Source organism: Bacillus sp. S10(2024) (assembly GCF_050473865.1).
GTDB lineage: Bacteria > Bacillota > Bacilli > Bacillales > Bacillaceae_G > Bacillus_A.
The window spans coordinates 1,466,579-1,482,167 of the sequence record NZ_JBFLUR010000002.1 but is presented as its reverse complement, the minus strand read 5'-3'; the positions used below and the strand labels follow the sequence as shown (position 1 = coordinate 1,482,167).

Annotated in this window: 19 protein-coding genes and 1 pseudogene; 15 read left to right on the top strand and 5 right to left on the bottom strand. The window is 36.3% G+C overall.

What is annotated here, in order from left to right:
- Positions 1-19 precede the first annotated feature (19 nt).
- The 10 genes from AB1280_RS07675 (at position 20) to AB1280_RS07630 (ending at position 9,526) form a co-directional block, all read left to right on the top strand.
- Positions 20-1,330, top strand: a complete 1,311-nt coding sequence (locus tag AB1280_RS07675) for an aspartate aminotransferase family protein (protein ID WP_429755445.1) — start codon at positions 20-22, stop codon at positions 1,328-1,330.
- Positions 1,327-2,025, top strand: coding sequence for a 3-oxoacid CoA-transferase subunit A (locus tag AB1280_RS07670; protein WP_272190053.1), 699 nt, complete (start codon positions 1,327-1,329; stop codon positions 2,023-2,025). The genes AB1280_RS07675 and AB1280_RS07670 overlap by 4 nt, the downstream gene beginning before the upstream one ends.
- A complete protein-coding gene (locus tag AB1280_RS07665; RefSeq protein WP_429755444.1) occupies positions 2,010-2,672 on the top strand; it encodes a CoA transferase subunit B in 663 nt (220 codons plus the stop codon). Before AB1280_RS07670 ends, AB1280_RS07665 begins: the two co-directional genes overlap by 16 nt.
- A 15-nt stretch (positions 2,673-2,687) precedes the next feature.
- The gene (locus tag AB1280_RS07660) at positions 2,688-3,956 is read left to right on the top strand and encodes a peptidase (protein WP_429755443.1); all 1,269 of its coding nucleotides are present in this window, start codon (positions 2,688-2,690) and stop codon (positions 3,954-3,956) included.
- Positions 3,953-4,807, top strand: a complete 855-nt coding sequence (gene ablB / locus AB1280_RS07655) for a putative beta-lysine N-acetyltransferase (RefSeq protein ID WP_429755442.1) — start codon at positions 3,953-3,955, stop codon at positions 4,805-4,807. Before AB1280_RS07660 ends, ablB begins: the two co-directional genes overlap by 4 nt.
- Before the next feature lie 266 nt (positions 4,808-5,073).
- The gene (locus AB1280_RS07650; RefSeq protein ID WP_429757302.1) at positions 5,074-6,453 is read left to right on the top strand and encodes a sigma-54 interaction domain-containing protein; all 1,380 of its coding nucleotides are present in this window, start codon (positions 5,074-5,076) and stop codon (positions 6,451-6,453) included.
- 235 nt (positions 6,454-6,688) lie between these two features.
- Positions 6,689-8,107, top strand: coding sequence for a lysine 2,3-aminomutase (gene ablA, locus AB1280_RS07645; protein ID WP_272190046.1), 1,419 nt, complete (start codon positions 6,689-6,691; stop codon positions 8,105-8,107).
- Complete coding sequence (locus tag AB1280_RS07640; RefSeq protein ID WP_272190045.1) at positions 8,104-8,376, top strand: YokU family protein; 273 nt, start codon at positions 8,104-8,106, stop codon at positions 8,374-8,376. Before ablA ends, AB1280_RS07640 begins: the two co-directional genes overlap by 4 nt.
- Before the next feature lie 75 nt (positions 8,377-8,451).
- Positions 8,452-8,667, top strand: coding sequence for a YozE family protein (locus AB1280_RS07635; protein WP_272190044.1), 216 nt, complete (start codon positions 8,452-8,454; stop codon positions 8,665-8,667).
- A gap of 196 nt (positions 8,668-8,863) precedes the next feature.
- Positions 8,864-9,526 carry a hypothetical protein gene (locus tag AB1280_RS07630; protein ID WP_272190043.1) on the top strand — a complete coding sequence of 221 codons (663 nt, stop codon included), beginning with the start codon at positions 8,864-8,866 and terminating at the stop codon, positions 9,524-9,526.
- Between the two features lies 1 nt (position 9,527).
- Here AB1280_RS07630 and AB1280_RS07625 read toward each other — a convergent pair whose 3' ends face one another.
- Positions 9,528-9,683, bottom strand: a complete 156-nt coding sequence (locus tag AB1280_RS07625; RefSeq protein WP_429755441.1) for a DUF3930 family protein — start codon at positions 9,681-9,683, stop codon at positions 9,528-9,530.
- Positions 9,684-9,836: 153 nt separating this feature from the next.
- Here AB1280_RS07625 and AB1280_RS07620 point away from each other — a divergent pair, with 153 nt between their 5' ends.
- From AB1280_RS07620 to AB1280_RS07600, 5 genes are all read left to right on the top strand, one after another.
- Positions 9,837-10,022 carry a YozD family protein gene (locus AB1280_RS07620; protein ID WP_020060656.1) on the top strand — a complete coding sequence of 62 codons (186 nt, stop codon included), beginning with the start codon at positions 9,837-9,839 and terminating at the stop codon, positions 10,020-10,022.
- A gap of 158 nt (positions 10,023-10,180) precedes the next feature.
- Complete coding sequence (locus AB1280_RS07615) at positions 10,181-10,372, top strand: hypothetical protein (protein ID WP_272190041.1); 192 nt, start codon at positions 10,181-10,183, stop codon at positions 10,370-10,372.
- Positions 10,372-11,190: a serine/threonine protein kinase gene (locus tag AB1280_RS07610; RefSeq protein ID WP_429755440.1), complete on the top strand. Its 819-nt coding sequence runs from the start codon at positions 10,372-10,374 to the stop codon at positions 11,188-11,190. Before AB1280_RS07615 ends, AB1280_RS07610 begins: the two co-directional genes overlap by 1 nt.
- Positions 11,172-11,930, top strand: coding sequence for a sporulation protein (locus AB1280_RS07605; protein WP_429755439.1), 759 nt, complete (start codon positions 11,172-11,174; stop codon positions 11,928-11,930). Before AB1280_RS07610 ends, AB1280_RS07605 begins: the two co-directional genes overlap by 19 nt.
- Before the next feature lie 72 nt (positions 11,931-12,002).
- Positions 12,003-12,656, top strand: coding sequence for a phosphatase PAP2 family protein (locus AB1280_RS07600; protein ID WP_429755438.1), 654 nt, complete (start codon positions 12,003-12,005; stop codon positions 12,654-12,656).
- Between the two features lie 53 nt (positions 12,657-12,709).
- Here AB1280_RS07600 and AB1280_RS07595 read toward each other — a convergent pair whose 3' ends face one another.
- From AB1280_RS07595 to AB1280_RS07580, 4 genes and pseudogenes are all read right to left on the bottom strand, one after another.
- Positions 12,710-13,591, bottom strand: coding sequence for a cation diffusion facilitator family transporter (locus AB1280_RS07595; protein ID WP_429755437.1), 882 nt, complete (start codon positions 13,589-13,591; stop codon positions 12,710-12,712).
- A 188-nt stretch (positions 13,592-13,779) separates the two neighbouring features.
- Entirely contained in the window at positions 13,780-14,094 is a 315-nt protein-coding gene (locus tag AB1280_RS07590) for a thioredoxin family protein (RefSeq protein WP_336472651.1), read from the bottom strand.
- Between the two features lie 68 nt (positions 14,095-14,162).
- Positions 14,163-14,407: pseudogene (locus AB1280_RS07585) on the bottom strand (site-specific integrase); the annotation flags it as partial.
- A 702-nt stretch (positions 14,408-15,109) separates the two neighbouring features.
- On the bottom strand, positions 15,110-15,460 hold the full coding sequence (locus AB1280_RS07580) for a hypothetical protein (RefSeq protein ID WP_429755436.1): 351 nt from the start codon (positions 15,458-15,460) through the stop codon (positions 15,110-15,112).
- Positions 15,461-15,589 lie beyond the last annotated feature (129 nt).

Here is a 15,589-nt window from a genome sequence, read left to right as displayed (position 1 = left end):
AAGAAACGGGGGGAACGTCATGCGTGATTACTTAATTAAGCCACTTGTTGGTCAACCGTATCCAATGATTTCACACGGGAAAGGTGTTTATTTATATGATCAAAACGGTAATAAATATTTTGATGGTTCGTCAGGAGCGATTACAGCAAGTATTGGTCATGGCGTAACAGAGATTGCAGAAGTTATAAAGCAGCAAGCAGAGGAAATTGCCTTTGTGTATCGTTCGCAGTTTACGAGCGAACCGGCAGAAAAGCTCGCAAAGAAGCTGAGTGACTTAAATATGGGAGATTTAAATTGGAGCTTTTTCGTTAATAGTGGTACAGAGGCAAATGAAACGGCAATGAAAGTTGCAATTCAACATTTTCAAGAGCGCGGTATTCAAGGAAAGCATAAAATTTTATCGCGTTGGATGAGTTATCACGGAATTACGATGGGAGCACTTTCGATGTCTGGACATCCCCTGCGTAGACAACGTTTTGTTTCCATATTGGAAGATTATCCGACACTACCCGCACCGTATTGTTTCCGTTGTCCGGTACAAAAGGTGTATCCAACATGTCAACTTTCGTGTGCAACAGAGTTAGAGCGTTCCATTGAACGTATTGGTGCAGAGCATATTGCGGCGTTCATTGCGGAGCCGATTATTGGTGCAGCTGGGGGAGCTGTTGTACCGCCGAAAGATTATTATAAGGTGATTAGGGATATTTGTGAGCATTATGATATTTTATTTATCGCTGATGAAGTAATGACAGGACTTGGACGTACTGGAGCATGGTTTGCGATGGAACATTGGGGTGTCCAGCCGGATATTATGACGCTTGGAAAAGGATTAGCAGCTGGTTATGCTCCGATTGCTGCAACGATGGTAAGTGATCGTGTGATGGAACCGATTTTACGGGGCTCTCGTTCTGTGATGAGTGGGCATACATTGAGTGCGAATCCACTTTCTGCGGCGACAGCTTTAGCGGTAATTGAATATACAGAGAAACACCGTTTGCCAGAAGAAACTGCTGAAAAAGGGGAATATTTAATGGCAGGTTTGCAAAAGGTACAGCAACAATCAACAATTATCGCTGATGTACGTGGGAAAGGTTTTCTGATTGGAGTAGAATTGCAACCGTTTACAAAGGCGTCTGAACTGATTTCGGTTGCGGCGAAAAATGGTCTTCTTTTATACCAGGCTGTATCAGGGCAAGCGGGTAAAGAAGATAGTGCATTGTTAGTTGCACCGCCGCTTACGACTACATATGCAGAGATTGATGAACTTCTTCATATTTTTGCAAAAAGCGTAGAGGAAATGATGCAAAAAGGAGGGCATAGTATCGTATGACAACTATTACAAATACATTTGGGAAAATAAAAACAATTGAAGATGTTATGCCATATTTTCATGATGAAATGATACTTATGTTTGGAGGGTTTGGAGGCATTGGGTCTCCTCCCTCATTAATCCAAGCGATCTTAAATAAAGGAATTCATGATTTACATTTAATCGGTAATGATACTGGTTTTCCGGATGTGGGAATTGGCCGCCTTGTGACAAATGAACGTGTGAAGTCGTTAATTACTTCGCATATCGGCTCAAATCCAAATGCAGGACGCCAGTTAAATGAAGGAAGACTACAAATTGAATTTTCCCCTCAAGGTACACTAGCAGAACGAATTCGGGCTGGAGGAGTCGGACTTGGCGGTGTTCTTGTTGATGTTGGGATGGATACAATTGTGGAAGAAGGAAAACGAACAGTTGAAATCGATGGGAAGACATATTTGATTGAAACAGCATTAACAGCAGAAGTATCTATCGTGTTTGCGAAACAAGCAGACCCGTTTGGAAATCTTGTGTTTGATAAAAGCGCGCGCAATATGAACCCACATGTCGCGATGGCCGGTGATATTACGATTGTCGAGGCTGAAGAAATTGTTCCTCTTGGAGAACTTGATCCAGAAAAAATTATCACGCCTGGTGTATTTGTTGATTATATCGTTCCATCGGAAGGAGTGAACTGGAAATGGGCATGGGAGTAGATGTTCGTAACAAAATTGCTAAACGTGCTGCAAAGGAAATTCAAAACGGAATGATTGTAAATTTAGGAATTGGTATCCCTTCTCTTATTCCAAATCATTTACCAGATGATATGCATGTTATGTTTCATGCGGAAAATGGCATTGTTGGTATGGGAACAACACCGGTAAAAGGGGAAGAGGATGAAAATTTATGTAATGCAGCCGGCTTGCCCACATCAATTATTGCTGGAGCTAGTTATTTTGATAGCAGCACAGCATTTGGGATGATTCGAAAAGGATTACTTGATATTACCATTCTCGGGTCACTGCAAGTAAGTGAAAAAGGTGACCTAGCAAACTGGATTGTACCCGGTAAGCGTGTACCAGGAATAGGTGGTGCCATGGATTTAGCGCAAAAGGCAAAACGTGTTGTCGTTGTAATGAATCATGTCGATAAATACGGAAAATCAAAAATTGTTTCAGAATGTACGCTTCCACTTACATCAAAACGATGTGTAGACGTAATTATTACAGATATGGCTGTAATGGAAGTAACACAGGATGGATTAGTGCTGCAAGAATTAATGAGTCCATACACAGTAGAAGATATAAAAAAATGCACAGAAGCTGCTTTTCATGTAAGTCCGTCTTTACTAGTGATTGACTGAAAGGAGAGGTAACAATTGGAGCAATATAAAAAACAAGTGTGTGAATATATTGAAAGTCATGAAAGTATGAGTGTGAAATTATTAAAACGTTTAATTCAAGAAAAAAGTACGAGCGGGGATGAAAGCGGTGCGCAGGCAGTTGTAATTGAAAAGTTGCGCGAGCTTGGTTTAGATTTGGATATTTGGGAGCCGTCGTTTACGAAAATGAAAGATCATCCGTATTTCGTTTCACCGCGTACAAGTTTTAATGATAGTCCCAATATTGTAGCAACATTAAAGGGAAACGGCGGCGGAAAGTCAATGATTTTAAATGGTCATATTGATGTTGTGCCTGAAGGAGATTTGAAGCAGTGGGAGCATAATCCGTATGCAGGAGAAAAAATTGGGAATCGTATATATGGGCGCGGTACAACTGATATGAAAGGTGGTAATGTATCGCTCATGTTGGCGATAGAAGCCATTGTAGCAACAGGCATTTCTCTAAAGGGAGATGTATATTTTCAAAGTGTAATAGAAGAAGAGAGCGGCGGTGCAGGTACGCTTGCGGCACTTTTACGAGGTTATGAGGCAGATGGTGTGATTATCCCAGAGCCGACGAATATGAAATTTTTTTCGAAACAACAAGGTTCAATGTGGTTTCGTTTATTCGTAAAAGGGAAAGCTGCGCATGGTGGGACGCGTTATGAAGGTGTAAGTGCTATTGAAAAAAGTATGCTTGTGGTAGAACATATGAAGAGGCTAGAAGAAAAACGAAATGAGCGGATTATAGATCCGTTATATAAAGGGATTCCGATCCCTATTCCGATAAATATCGGGAAAATTGAAGGTGGCAGCTGGCCAAGTTCTGTACCTGATTTTCTTACTTTAGAAGGAAGATATGGTGTAGCACCAAATGAAAGTATGGAAGATGCAAAAAAAGAATTTGAAAATTGGATAGGACAGTTAAATCAGGTAGATCCTTGGTTTACAGAACATCCAGTAGAAGTAGAATGGTTTGGTGCACGATGGGTTCCGGGGGAATTAGAAGAAAAACATCCGCTTATCACGACGTTAAAGGACAATTTTGTACATATTGAAGGGGCTGAGCCGATTATTGAGGCATCGCCGTGGGGAACAGATGGAGGATTATTTACACAAGTTGCAAATATTCCAACAATCGTGTTTGGTCCAGGTGAAACGAAAGTCGCACATTATCCAAATGAATATATTGAAATTGATAAAATGATTGCAGCGGCAAAGGTTATTGCATGTACACTGCTAGATTGGTGCGAGGTGGACCAATGAAATATTATGAAGAATTTGCAGAACAAACGAAGTACTATACCGTAGAAGGTGCGTTAGATTATTTTAATAAACGTATTCGAGTTGACCATTATAAGGGAAATGTTGAAAAAGTAATGCATAGAGTTGAAGAACTCGCAAACTCTCATTCTTTTACGAAATTAATTATAAAAGGAAAGAATGAGAACGTTCCTGTGTGGCTCTCTCTTGGCTTTGCATTAGAAGCAAGTATTCCGCAATACTTCCAAGGGCATGATGCATATTTTATGGTGAAATATCGGGATGATGAGCGCCGTAATAGCGTGCATTGGGTGAAAGAAGATGAAATTTTGAGTGGTGTAATTGCGAAAAAAGTAATGGAAAAAGAAATACCAGTACAGTTTATATTGCGAAAAGCGACAGAAGAAGATGCAAAGCAGCTTGCAGATGTATTTGGAAAAGTATTTGAGATTTATCCAACACCTTTAAATGAAGTCGATTATATTGTGAAAACGATGAAGGAAGATACAATTTATTACGTGTATGAAACAGAAGGGAAAATTATTAGTACTGCTTCAGCAGAAATGAACGTAAAAGAAGGGAATGCAGAATTAACAAATTGTGCGACATTACCAGAGTATCGTAAGCATGGTTTTATGAAAAGTTTACTTATGAAGTTAGAAGAAGAAATGCAAGAGAGAGGTATTTTCTGTTCGTATACAATTGCGCGGGCACTTTCATTTGGTATGAACGCTGCGTTCTATCAGCTTGGATATACGTACACAGGACGACTTGCGAATAACTGTTATATTTTTGATAAGTTAGAGGATATGAACGTTTGGGTAAAGGATTTATCCTGTATTAACGGGCAGTAAGCCTACCACTTCAAGAATGAGAGAGAAGTCAAGAAGAAACTGTCTGTTTGGGCGGGCTTTCCAGCAATGAAGATGAGAAAAACCCCTGCTGATGGAAGTTCCACTTTATCACAAATATAGTAGATAACAGTTCAAAAAGAATCAATTCACTTAACTTCCATAAGCGTAGAAGAAAAAATCTTCGCTGATGGGAGTTTCATTTTAGCGTTAGGTGCTCAAAATTTGGCACCATAATTGCTGAATTTTGAGCGTAGGAGGGGATTATGTTGCTGGCGATTTCAACACAAGAAGTGATTGAAGCGATTTTAAGTAGTATTGATGAAGCTATTCATGCAGTAGATGAAAATGGAATTACGATTTTTTATAATACAGTGGCGGCAAAACATGATGGATCCAATGTAGAAGATGTACTTGGTAAATATTTATTAGAAGCATTTCCTTCGTTAACGCCAGAAACGAGTACACTGTTAAAGGTATTGCAAATGAAAAAGCCAATCCTACACCAAGTGCAGCGATATCAAAATCAAAGGGGAGAAGATGTATACACAGTGAATACAACGCTTCCTATTTTTATAGAAGGACGAATTGCTGGTGCTGTTGAAATTGCAAAAGATTATTCTACTATTCAAAAGTTGACGGAAAAAATTGCTGACTTGCAGTCGAAAATGAAGCGGTCATCACCGAAAAAAGCACCATACAGACATATAGCATTCGATACGATTATAACGAATGATAAGCGATTTTTACAGACGAAACAGCTGGCGCAAAAGGTTGCGACTACGAATGCAAACGTACTGATTTACGGCGAAACAGGAACGGGAAAAGAATTATTTGTACAAGCGATACACGAAGCATCGAAAAGAAGAAATAATGCGTTTATCGCTCAAAACTGTGCTGCTTTGCCAGAATCATTACTTGAAAGTTTACTGTTTGGAACAACAAAAGGAAGCTATACAGGTGCAATGGAGCGCGCAGGTTTATTTGAGCTTGCGGACGGTGGTACATTATTTCTAGATGAACTGAATTCAATGCCATTAGACTTACAAGCGAAAATGCTTCGCGTACTAGAAGATGGTGTTATTCGCCGCATAGGTGATAGTAAAACAAGAAAAGTTGATGTGCGTGTGATTACAGCAATGAATCAACCTCCGGATGAGTGCCTTCGTGAAAATAAAATTCGTACAGATTTATATTATCGATTAAATGTGTTTTCTTTATTTATTCCGCCGCTTCGCGAGCGAAAGGAAGATATTTTATTGTTAGCTCCGCACTTTTTGAAAGCTTATAACAAGGAATATAAAAAGAATGTGATTGGTATAGATGAAGATACGAAGCAGCGATTACTTCAATACAATTGGCCGGGTAATGTACGTGAATTAAAGCATATGATTGAACATGCGGTCATTGTAGCAGAAGAAAAAACGCTAACATTATCTTGTTTACCACGTTCGTTTCGACAAACGCCTTCGCTGCAGAAAACGTTGATATTACCGCTTCGAGAAGCGCTTTATAAAACGGAAAAAGAGTTGATTGAACAAGCGATGTTAGAAGCGAAAGGAAATGTTTTGCAAGCCGCGAAGTTGTTAGGCATTCCAAGACAAACTTTGCAGTATAAATTAAATAAATATGCGAAATATGCCGAATAATTGGCAGCTTTTTGTGCATTTGCACCAATAAATGAGCGCTTACATATATAAAAGTAAAGAAAATTCTGTTTTTTTAAAGGAGTATTTTTGTATAAAACGATATTTTTATAGTAAAGAAGCTTGTAATAGCAAAGGTTGTACGAATAGATGGGAATTAAAATCTAGATTTAACAGTTAAAGTTGGCATGATTATTGCTTTAATAAATAGTGAGCGTTTGAAAAAGGGGGAATGGCAATGTTACACGACGTATATAAACCAAAACGTCATTGGAAAGAGATTGAATTATGGAAAGATGTTACAGATGAGCAATGGAACGATTGGATTTGGCAATTAACAAATACAATTAAAACATTAGATGATTTAAAGAAAGTCATTAATTTAACACCGGAAGAAGAAGAGGGTGTTAAAATCTCAACAAAAACAATCCCATTAAACATTACACCATACTATGCATCTCTTATGAATCCAGATGATCCACGTTGTCCAATTCGAATGCAATCTGTACCGATTTCAGAGGAATTATATAAAACGAAGTACGATTTAGAAGATCCGCTTCATGAAGATGAAGATTCACCAGTTCCAGGATTAACTCATCGTTATCCAGACCGTGTTCTTTTCCTAGTAACAAATCAATGTTCTATGTATTGTCGCTATTGTACACGACGTCGTTTTAGTGGACAAATTGGAATGGGTGTACCAAAGAAACAATTAGATGAAGCGATTGCTTATATTCGTGAAACGCCGCAAGTTCGTGACGTATTAATCTCTGGCGGTGATGGACTTCTTATTAACGATAACATTCTAGAGTATATTCTAAAGAACTTACGTGCAATTCCGCATGTGGAAATTATCCGTATTGGAACGAGGGCTCCTGTTGTATTTCCGCAGCGTATTACGGAAAATCTTTGCAATATTATAAAAAAATACCATCCAGTTTGGTTAAATACACATTTTAATACGTCTATTGAAATTACAGAAGAATCTAAACTTGCTTGTGAAATGCTGGCGAATGCTGGTGTACCGCTTGGAAACCAAGCTGTTATTTTAGCAGGCATTAACGATAGCGTACCAATTATGAAAAAATTGATGCACGATTTAGTAAAAATTCGCGTGCGCCCTTACTATATTTATCAATGTGACTTATCAGAAGGGATTGGTCATTTCCGTGCGCCAGTATCAAAAGGTCTTGAAATTATTGAAGGATTACGCGGACATACATCTGGTTATGCGGTACCAACATTTGTTGTAGATGCACCAGGCGGCGGTGGTAAAATTGCCGTTCAGCCAAACTATATTATTTCACAAAGTGCTGACAAAGTTGTCCTTCGTAACTTTGAAGGTGTTATTACAACGTATCCAGAGCCAGAAAATTATGTATCAGGCAGAGCAGAAGGATATTTCAAGGAAATTTATCCTACTTACGAAGAAAAGCGCTCTGATGTTGGTGTAGCAGCGCTGATGAGCGATAAGAAGTTTAACCTTGTACCAGAAGGCTTGCAGCGCATGAATCGCCGCAAAGATTATGAAACAAATAATACACATGCTTCATTAAAAGATAAACGTGATAAGCGTGACCAATTGAAAGATAAAAAATATAAAGCGCAAATGGAAAAGTTAAATGAGAGCACAAAAACTGAAGGAGATGCAGTATGAGGTGTATGTGGTGTGAAGGTGAAGAAGCAATTGAAAGTGTAAATACTGTATACTGGGAATTACCAGATGGTACACAAACAGTTACAATTGAAGAAACACCTTGTATCGCATGTCCAAATTGCGGAATGCATTATCAATCAGATACTATTGTGAAAGAAATAGAAGATCAACTCTTTTTGATTTATACGAAAGATCTGCCAAAACAAATCAAATTTACAGAGCTCATGGAGCGTCCGCGTTTATTAAAGCGAAACTACTTTGACTTTTAACCAGTATTCTTTATACTGGTTTTTTTCTTGTTTGCCTTGTATAATGTAGCCAAGTTAGAAAGGTAGGGAATATTGTTGAAAAAGTCATTTTATCATTATATGATGAAGCACCGTGCTTCTTTATTAAAAAATGAACTATGCGACTTGGCAGAAATTATGTATGAAGATCATAGCTTTCCAAAGCAATCGGAGGATTATGATGAAGTTAGTTCGTATTTAGAGTTAAATGGTTCATTAGACAGTATGAGCATTTTTGACCGTGCATGGGAATTGTATATGCAAGAGCGGTAGAGTGAAACATCTATTTGTAGACTGTTTTACTACGAATCATTTTTCAATTTGTGTTATGTACACTCCGATAGTGGAGTGTATTTTTTATGAAAAATATTCAAGTATACAACCTCATGTGATAAGCGTTTTCGGAGTGGGTCGCATATACTGTTATCGTCACATACTTAAAATCACGACTTCAAAAGGAGAGAGAGACATGACGAGAAAAAAACAGCCCAAATACAATATAGGAGATATAGTCGTGATTACGTTATATGGTACGGTAGGAAAAATCACGAACATCAAAATGCTTGACGGCGTCTATGTATATGAGGTAAACAATCACGATGGATTTTATGTAGAACATACACTGCAGCTTGTGACAGAGCAAGAAATGAAAGATGGCGAATCAGAGTGGATTGAACTTCATTATAAATTTACGTTTGGTGATCTCGTTCAAGTTACAGGCTATGAAAAAGATGTGTTTCGTGTTGTTGGCTACCGGACGGAAGTATGGCGTTATAAAAATGATGCTTGGGAAGATACAATTTATGAATTATCTCGTATTACTGATGGAGAGTGGCTAGAAGCAGATGAATCAGATTTGACACTGATTGCGAATGCACAAACAGCAAATGTTATTTTAAAGAAAATGAAACAAGATAAAGCCGGTATGAATAAGCTAGATCTAGGAAAATTAAAGTCTATTAATAATTCGAAAAAAGTAAGTATAAAAACGAATCGAAAAGAGATTATTGATGGTTTACTAGATATTTTTAATGATTACAGAACATTGTATGAAACATTTCAAGATGAAGAATATAAAATTGTGATGGAAGTTGTACGTAATTATTTAGTTAAATTATCCGAGAAAAAATAACTTAGAAAGAGAAAAGGAATTGAAAGAGAATATAAGTTGTATATGGTATGCCTACAATTGTTAAAAAGATAATAAATATAGAAACTAGTTTGTCCACCCACACATCTTCATGTACGAAACCTTCTTCTGTATGTACGATTTCTTGTTTATATTCCATTGCGTTTTCCCCCTTATATAGCTTGTACTACATCTTATGCAAAATCGTTTTTTTATATAACCTATATATCTAGCAAAAAAAGAAAAATGTTTTTCTATTGTTATACATAATTTCTATTTTTCTTCATAAAACAGAATTAAAGGGGTGATGCTCATGAAGGAAATAGAAGTCGTAATTGATACGGAAGAAATTGCGGAATTTTTTTATGAGCAATTAATTGTAAGAGGTTATGTACCAAAGCGTGAAGAAATTGAAGATCTTGCAGATATTGCATTCGATTATTTGTTAGAGAAATGTATGATTGATGAAGTATTTGACGAAGATGATGAAGGGAAGTAACGACGGGATAGACTCGTCGTTTTTTGTATCGTATAAAGTGAAACTTCCATCAGTAGGGGCTTACTGCCCGTTAATGCGGGATAAATAAAAAACTAATATCACTATATCGTATTATATTTGGTATAATAAAAGTGAAAATTTTCTGAAGAGGTGAAGTGATGTTCAAAAAAATTATTGATTCTTTACTTGGGAATAAACATAAGCACCGCTCATACTCCAGTAGTGATTATCGTCATCGACGTCGTTCGTATTCTAGTAGCGATTATCATAAACAACATCCATCCCATGGGTATGGGCATCATCATTATAAAAGAAAACATAAAAGTCGCAGCTTTTTCTCTAGTAGCTGATGAATTTTCAAAAAGTAATGGCCTGGTTTGATCGACCGCTGTCTATCGATACTATCGTTGCACAGCGGTATCAAATTCATTGTATTCTCGGCATGGGAAGTTATGGTTTTACGTATCTAGTTTCGGATCTATTGTCTGGTGAAAAAAGAGTATTAAAACAACTTCGGAAAAGTAAACAGCGTTACGCATCAGGTAGGAAATCGTTTACATATGAGCAAGCGATTTTACAGCAGTTAGAGCATTGTGCAATTCCTCGTTTCTATCATAGCTTTACATGGAGAGAAGGATCTTTTTTTGTAATGGAGGAAATGCGCGGAAAGACATTTGAAGATTTTATTTTTGAATATGGAGAAATGTATACAGAGAAAGAAGTTTTTCTTATTTTATATAAAGTGCTTCATGTTGTTTCCTATTTTCATAGTCAAGGTATTGTGCATCGCGATTTACGAATTCCTAATATTTTAATGAATGATGATGAAATATCTATCATTGATTTTGGATTAGCCCGCTTTATTGGTGAAAATGATGAACGTGCTCATTCTTATAAAGGGGAACAAGCGTATATGCGCGAAATCCATTATCGCAGTGATTTTTATGCTCTTGGGCATTTTGTTTTATTTTTGTTGTATTCTAGTTATGAATCTTCAAAAGAAGAACGGCCTTGGCACGAAGAATTAACATTATCAGCAAATAGTAGTGACGTAATTATGCGGATGTTACAAATGAAAGAGCCATATTATGAAAGTGTACAAGAATTAAAAGAAGATGTGCGCTGTATAATAGAAAGGATGGGGGATACATGTTCCAAAAGTTTTTAGCAAGCGTTGGTATTGGCAGTGCAAAAGTTGACACTGTGTTAACACAAGAAGAATGGCTTATCGGTGAAGAAATTACAGGAGTTGTACATATTACTGGCGGATCAGTAGCACAAGAAATTGATAGTATTTATTTAACGTTGTCTACGACATATATTCGTGAAGTGGATGATAAGAAAATAAGTTCAACATATGACTTAAAGAAAGTTCGTTTAACAACTCCTATTACTATTGGGGTAAATGAAAAACGAGAAATTCCGTTTTCTTTCCCCATGCCGATTGAAGCACCGTTAACAATTGGAATGAAAAATGTTTGGGTACAGACTGGTCTAGATATTAAACGCAGCATTGACCCAAGTGACCGGGATTACATTCAAATACTACCAAACTTGTTATTAAAAAGTGTATTAGAGGCAGTCCAAAATCTTGGATTTCGTCTTCGTCAAGCGGAATGTGAAGAACTTCCATACCGTTTGCGAGATCATGTCCCATTCGCGCAAGAGTTTGAATTTGTTCCTGTATCCGGACAATATTATGGAAAGCTCGATGAATTAGAACTTCTGATCATTCCGCGTTCGTATGATAGTTTAGAAATTGTGATGGAAGTAGATCGAAAAGCAAGAGGGATTGCTGGACTATTATCTGAAGCTTTAGATATAGATGAAAAAGTTTTACGTTTCACAGTGAAGCGTGAAGACATTCCAACAATGCAGCAAAAAATTAACAGTTATATTTCATGCTGATTCATGCATAAAAAAGAAATGGAGAGGGAAAATAAAATACCCGCTCCATTTTTGTATAGTGAGGTTATGCAGATGAAGAGATATCGACATTTATATATGCTACTTTTTGTTTTACTCGTTTGTTTTGTCGTACTATCTTTTTCTTATGAAACATCTTTTATTGATCAATTTGATCATGTTGTCAGTGATTATATACAAAGTTTTCGTAACGAGTATTTTACCGCTTATTTTGTATGGATGTCTTATATTGGTTCAAAAAAGGTATATTTTCCTGCATTGTTTATCCTGTTTATGTATTTCTTAATTCGAAGACGATATATGACAGCGATTTTGTTAATGATAAATTTTTATGGTTCACGCTATTTGAACTATATGTTAAAGGTATGGTATGAACGACCAAGGCCCGATATATCACAACTTGTTACTGCGACAGGCTACAGTTTTCCGAGCGGACATGCGATGAATGCTGTTGCATTTCTTGGGTTTATTGCATACATTACAATTACTGAACACCGCCTACAATTGCATCAAAAATTACTGCTGATTGTTATTGCCTGCTTTCTTATCTTCTCCATTTCTATTAGTCGAATATATTTAGGAGTACATTATCCATCTGATATTTTAGCGGGCTGGGCTGCTGGAGGAAGTTGGCTTATTTTATGTATCATGTTTCATCAAACATTTCTCCCACATGTAGCCCACAATAAATCTTCTGTATCAAGTTAATCAATCATGCGTAATGACTCATTTCAATCCATTTTGTATTACAGAAAAAGAACCTATGAGAGCATAGGTTCTTTTTGCATTGGCTCTACATGAATATGTGTGTGCCAAATATTGTGTTTATGTTGCAGTTTTTCTTCAATTTCATCAGTAATACGATGGCTTTCACTTACATCCATGTGTGCGTCTACTTCGATAGTAATATCAACATACGTTTGATTCCCATACATGCGTGCTCGAATGTCAACAATGTGTTCAACGCCTGTAATAGTTTTAACTGTTTCGGCATATTGCTTCATTTTGTCTGGATCAATGCCATCTGTTAATAGGTGTGATGCTTCTTTGAAAATATCCCACGCAGTTTTACAAATAATGATACCGACAATAAGTGCCGCAATTGGATCAAGAAGAGGCATTTGAAACTGTGAACCGAAAATACCAATAACGGTCCCAACACTTACGAAAACATCAGATAAATTATCTTTTGCAGCTGCTTCTAGTGCTTTACTTTTTGTTTCCTTGGCAATTTTACGATTATAAACGTATACGCTATACATAATAGCAGCGCAAAACAAAGCAACCCAAGCTCCTATTAAACTAGGGGGTGTCTGTTCTTCCTTGAAAAAGGATTGAACAGCATTTACGATAACTTCAAGTCCAACAGTCATCATAATAAAGGATGCGATGAGTGAAGCGATTTGTTCCGCGCGTAAGTGACCATATGGATGATCTGGATCACGAGGTTTTCGGGAAATTTTTAACCCGATTAATACAGCTAATGATGCGCCAATATCAGTTAAATTATTAAGACCATCTGCACGCAGTGCGCTAGAAACGGCTATGTAGCTTATTGTAATTTTAACAGTTGATAAAAATATATAGGCAACAATACTTAGAATAGCCCCTTTATCAGCAGCTTTGTTAGAAAGTGATTCCATACTATTTACTCACCTTTCTCTCAAAGATTATATATATAAGCGTATCAAATGAAAGTCGTGTGGGTCTATACAAACATTGTTGTGTACTTTTAGCATTTTAAGAAAGGGAGAACATTGTTTTATGAGGGCAAAAAATAAAAAGCGCTTAAGTATATCTCTAAGCGCTTTTTGTAAGTTGTTATATTGTATTAATATACTTCTAAAAACTCAGTAACTTGTTCTTCTGTTTTTGCATTTGCACTATGTAGATGACCCAATTTTTCACCGTTTTGATACACTAATAAACTTGGAATTCCCATTACTTGATATTCTTCCGCAATACTTGGGAACTCATCTTTATTAATGGAATACCATTCAAATTTATTGAACTCTTCCATTACATCACCGATAAAATTGTCCATACGTACGCAATCCGGGCACCATGTTGTGAAGAACTTAATGACTACTGGATTTTCTTTTGCGATAAGATCGCGGAATTCTTTTTCAGACTTGATTTCTTTCATGTTTTTGACTCCCTTCAATGTCAGGTGGATTTGCGAGTAGTGTTATGCAAAATCCTCATTTGCAAACATTAGCGTTTTTGAAATAGATTGCTTGCAAAATCTTCTACAGCTTTTTCTTGGAGACCTGGTAGGTATCCAATGTGATTCCTATTCTTTTGTGTACAAGTCGTTCGTTTATACTCTTCGGATGAATACCTTGCCTTTGTATGAAAATAGCATAGGTATGCCAAAGATCATGAAAACGAATATTAAGAACTTCACTTTTCTTTATAAGCCTTTTCTAAAGATGTGTCAAACTTTTGAAATTGTTAGGAAGCCACAAAAGAAATTGGTATGGTTCCCGAAGCCTTTTTGTTATAAAAAAAGACACTCCTAGGAGTGTCGCCATCCATCTTATTGCTTTCGAGGTTTGAAAAGGGAAGTAATGAAAAAGAAACCTTTTTCTATTCAAATTTAACATGAATGGAATATATAGTAAATTGAGAAACATTATCCGGAAGATTTAGTATAGATGCTTTTCACTATTGGTATAGAGGAAAAAACCTATTTTTTTTTGACAAAAAACTACTTAAAATAGAAGGTTGGATGTATTTTGACCAAAGTTACATGAACTGGATTAGATAAAAAGAAACTGGCTCCTTGGGCGGATAGCTCAAACCAAATAAAGTAGTTCTTATATCTTTTTAACGTATATCATTTTCTTCTTAACTTTTATGTAATGTATGAAATAAAGTTGTGAGAACTTTCGATTAGAGATCGTATACATATTGTAAAAGAGGGGTTTGCTATATAACGGAGTCTTTTTTGATAAAAAAAGACACTACATGAGTGTCTTTTAATTGAAAGAAAATTCTTTCTATTATATAATTAATTATGGGAAAGGTAATGTTAAAGTGTTATTTTTAATGTTATCTTATTATTTAATAAGCCACGAAATCAAATCAATTGATTTTTTGGCTTTTTTTATTATTGTAAGCAGATTCTTTATTGTTCATATTTATATGATACTTTCTATTTAACAGCGAATGACAGTGCCGGAATAACAAACTAGGAAATAGTCTCCAGTATCTATAACGGTCACTGCGGAAATAACTCCTTTAAAGCCTTCTGAAGAGTAATAGATTTCTTTAGGGATATTTTCAGCAGATTGATACTTTCTTTTTTCATACTTTACATGATGGTGCTTAATTGTTTTTGGTTCAGATACAATGGATTGTTTGCTTGTGACAATGGAAGTATTTGCATTCAAAGAATCTTGAGAAGTGATATCTAATCCTGCTGCTTTTACATTCTCCGTTTGTGAAAAAGCACCAATACCACAAAATCCGATAAATGTTGCTAAGGTAACCTTTGTGAAATTTTTCATTTTCTTTTTCTCCTTTTCTAATTTTTGGTAATATTGTTCTTACAACTAACAGTCTATATGTAGTGTATATGAACTGTAAATATATATGAAAAGACAAAAAATGAGAAAAATAGACATTTTTATTATTTT

Bases quoted from the DNA above. Each gene is read 5' to 3' on its own strand.
- AB1280_RS07675 (WP_429755445.1), top strand. From the start codon at position 20: ATGCGTGATTACTTAATTAAGCCACTTGTTGGTCAACCGTATCCAATG.
- AB1280_RS07670 (WP_272190053.1), top strand. From the start codon at position 1,327: ATGACAACTATTACAAATACATTTGGGAAAATAAAAACAATTGAAGAT.
- AB1280_RS07665 (WP_429755444.1), top strand. From the start codon at position 2,010: ATGGGCATGGGAGTAGATGTTCGTAACAAAATTGCTAAACGTGCTGCA.
- ablB (WP_429755442.1), top strand. From the start codon at position 3,953: ATGAAATATTATGAAGAATTTGCAGAACAAACGAAGTACTATACCGTA.
- ablA (WP_272190046.1), top strand. From the start codon at position 6,689: ATGTTACACGACGTATATAAACCAAAACGTCATTGGAAAGAGATTGAA.
- AB1280_RS07640 (WP_272190045.1), top strand. From the start codon at position 8,104: ATGAGGTGTATGTGGTGTGAAGGTGAAGAAGCAATTGAAAGTGTAAAT.
- AB1280_RS07630 (WP_272190043.1), top strand. From the start codon at position 8,864: ATGACGAGAAAAAAACAGCCCAAATACAATATAGGAGATATAGTCGTG.
- AB1280_RS07625 (WP_429755441.1), bottom strand. From the start codon at position 9,683: ATGGAATATAAACAAGAAATCGTACATACAGAAGAAGGTTTCGTACAT.
- AB1280_RS07620 (WP_020060656.1), top strand. From the start codon at position 9,837: ATGAAGGAAATAGAAGTCGTAATTGATACGGAAGAAATTGCGGAATTT.
- AB1280_RS07615 (WP_272190041.1), top strand. From the start codon at position 10,181: ATGTTCAAAAAAATTATTGATTCTTTACTTGGGAATAAACATAAGCAC.
- AB1280_RS07610 (WP_429755440.1), top strand. From the start codon at position 10,372: ATGAATTTTCAAAAAGTAATGGCCTGGTTTGATCGACCGCTGTCTATC.
- AB1280_RS07605 (WP_429755439.1), top strand. From the start codon at position 11,172: ATGTTCCAAAAGTTTTTAGCAAGCGTTGGTATTGGCAGTGCAAAAGTT.
- AB1280_RS07600 (WP_429755438.1), top strand. From the start codon at position 12,003: ATGAAGAGATATCGACATTTATATATGCTACTTTTTGTTTTACTCGTT.
- AB1280_RS07595 (WP_429755437.1), bottom strand. From the start codon at position 13,591: ATGGAATCACTTTCTAACAAAGCTGCTGATAAAGGGGCTATTCTAAGT.
- AB1280_RS07590 (WP_336472651.1), bottom strand. From the start codon at position 14,094: ATGAAAGAAATCAAGTCTGAAAAAGAATTCCGCGATCTTATCGCAAAA.
- AB1280_RS07580 (WP_429755436.1), bottom strand. From the start codon at position 15,460: ATGAAAAATTTCACAAAGGTTACCTTAGCAACATTTATCGGATTTTGT.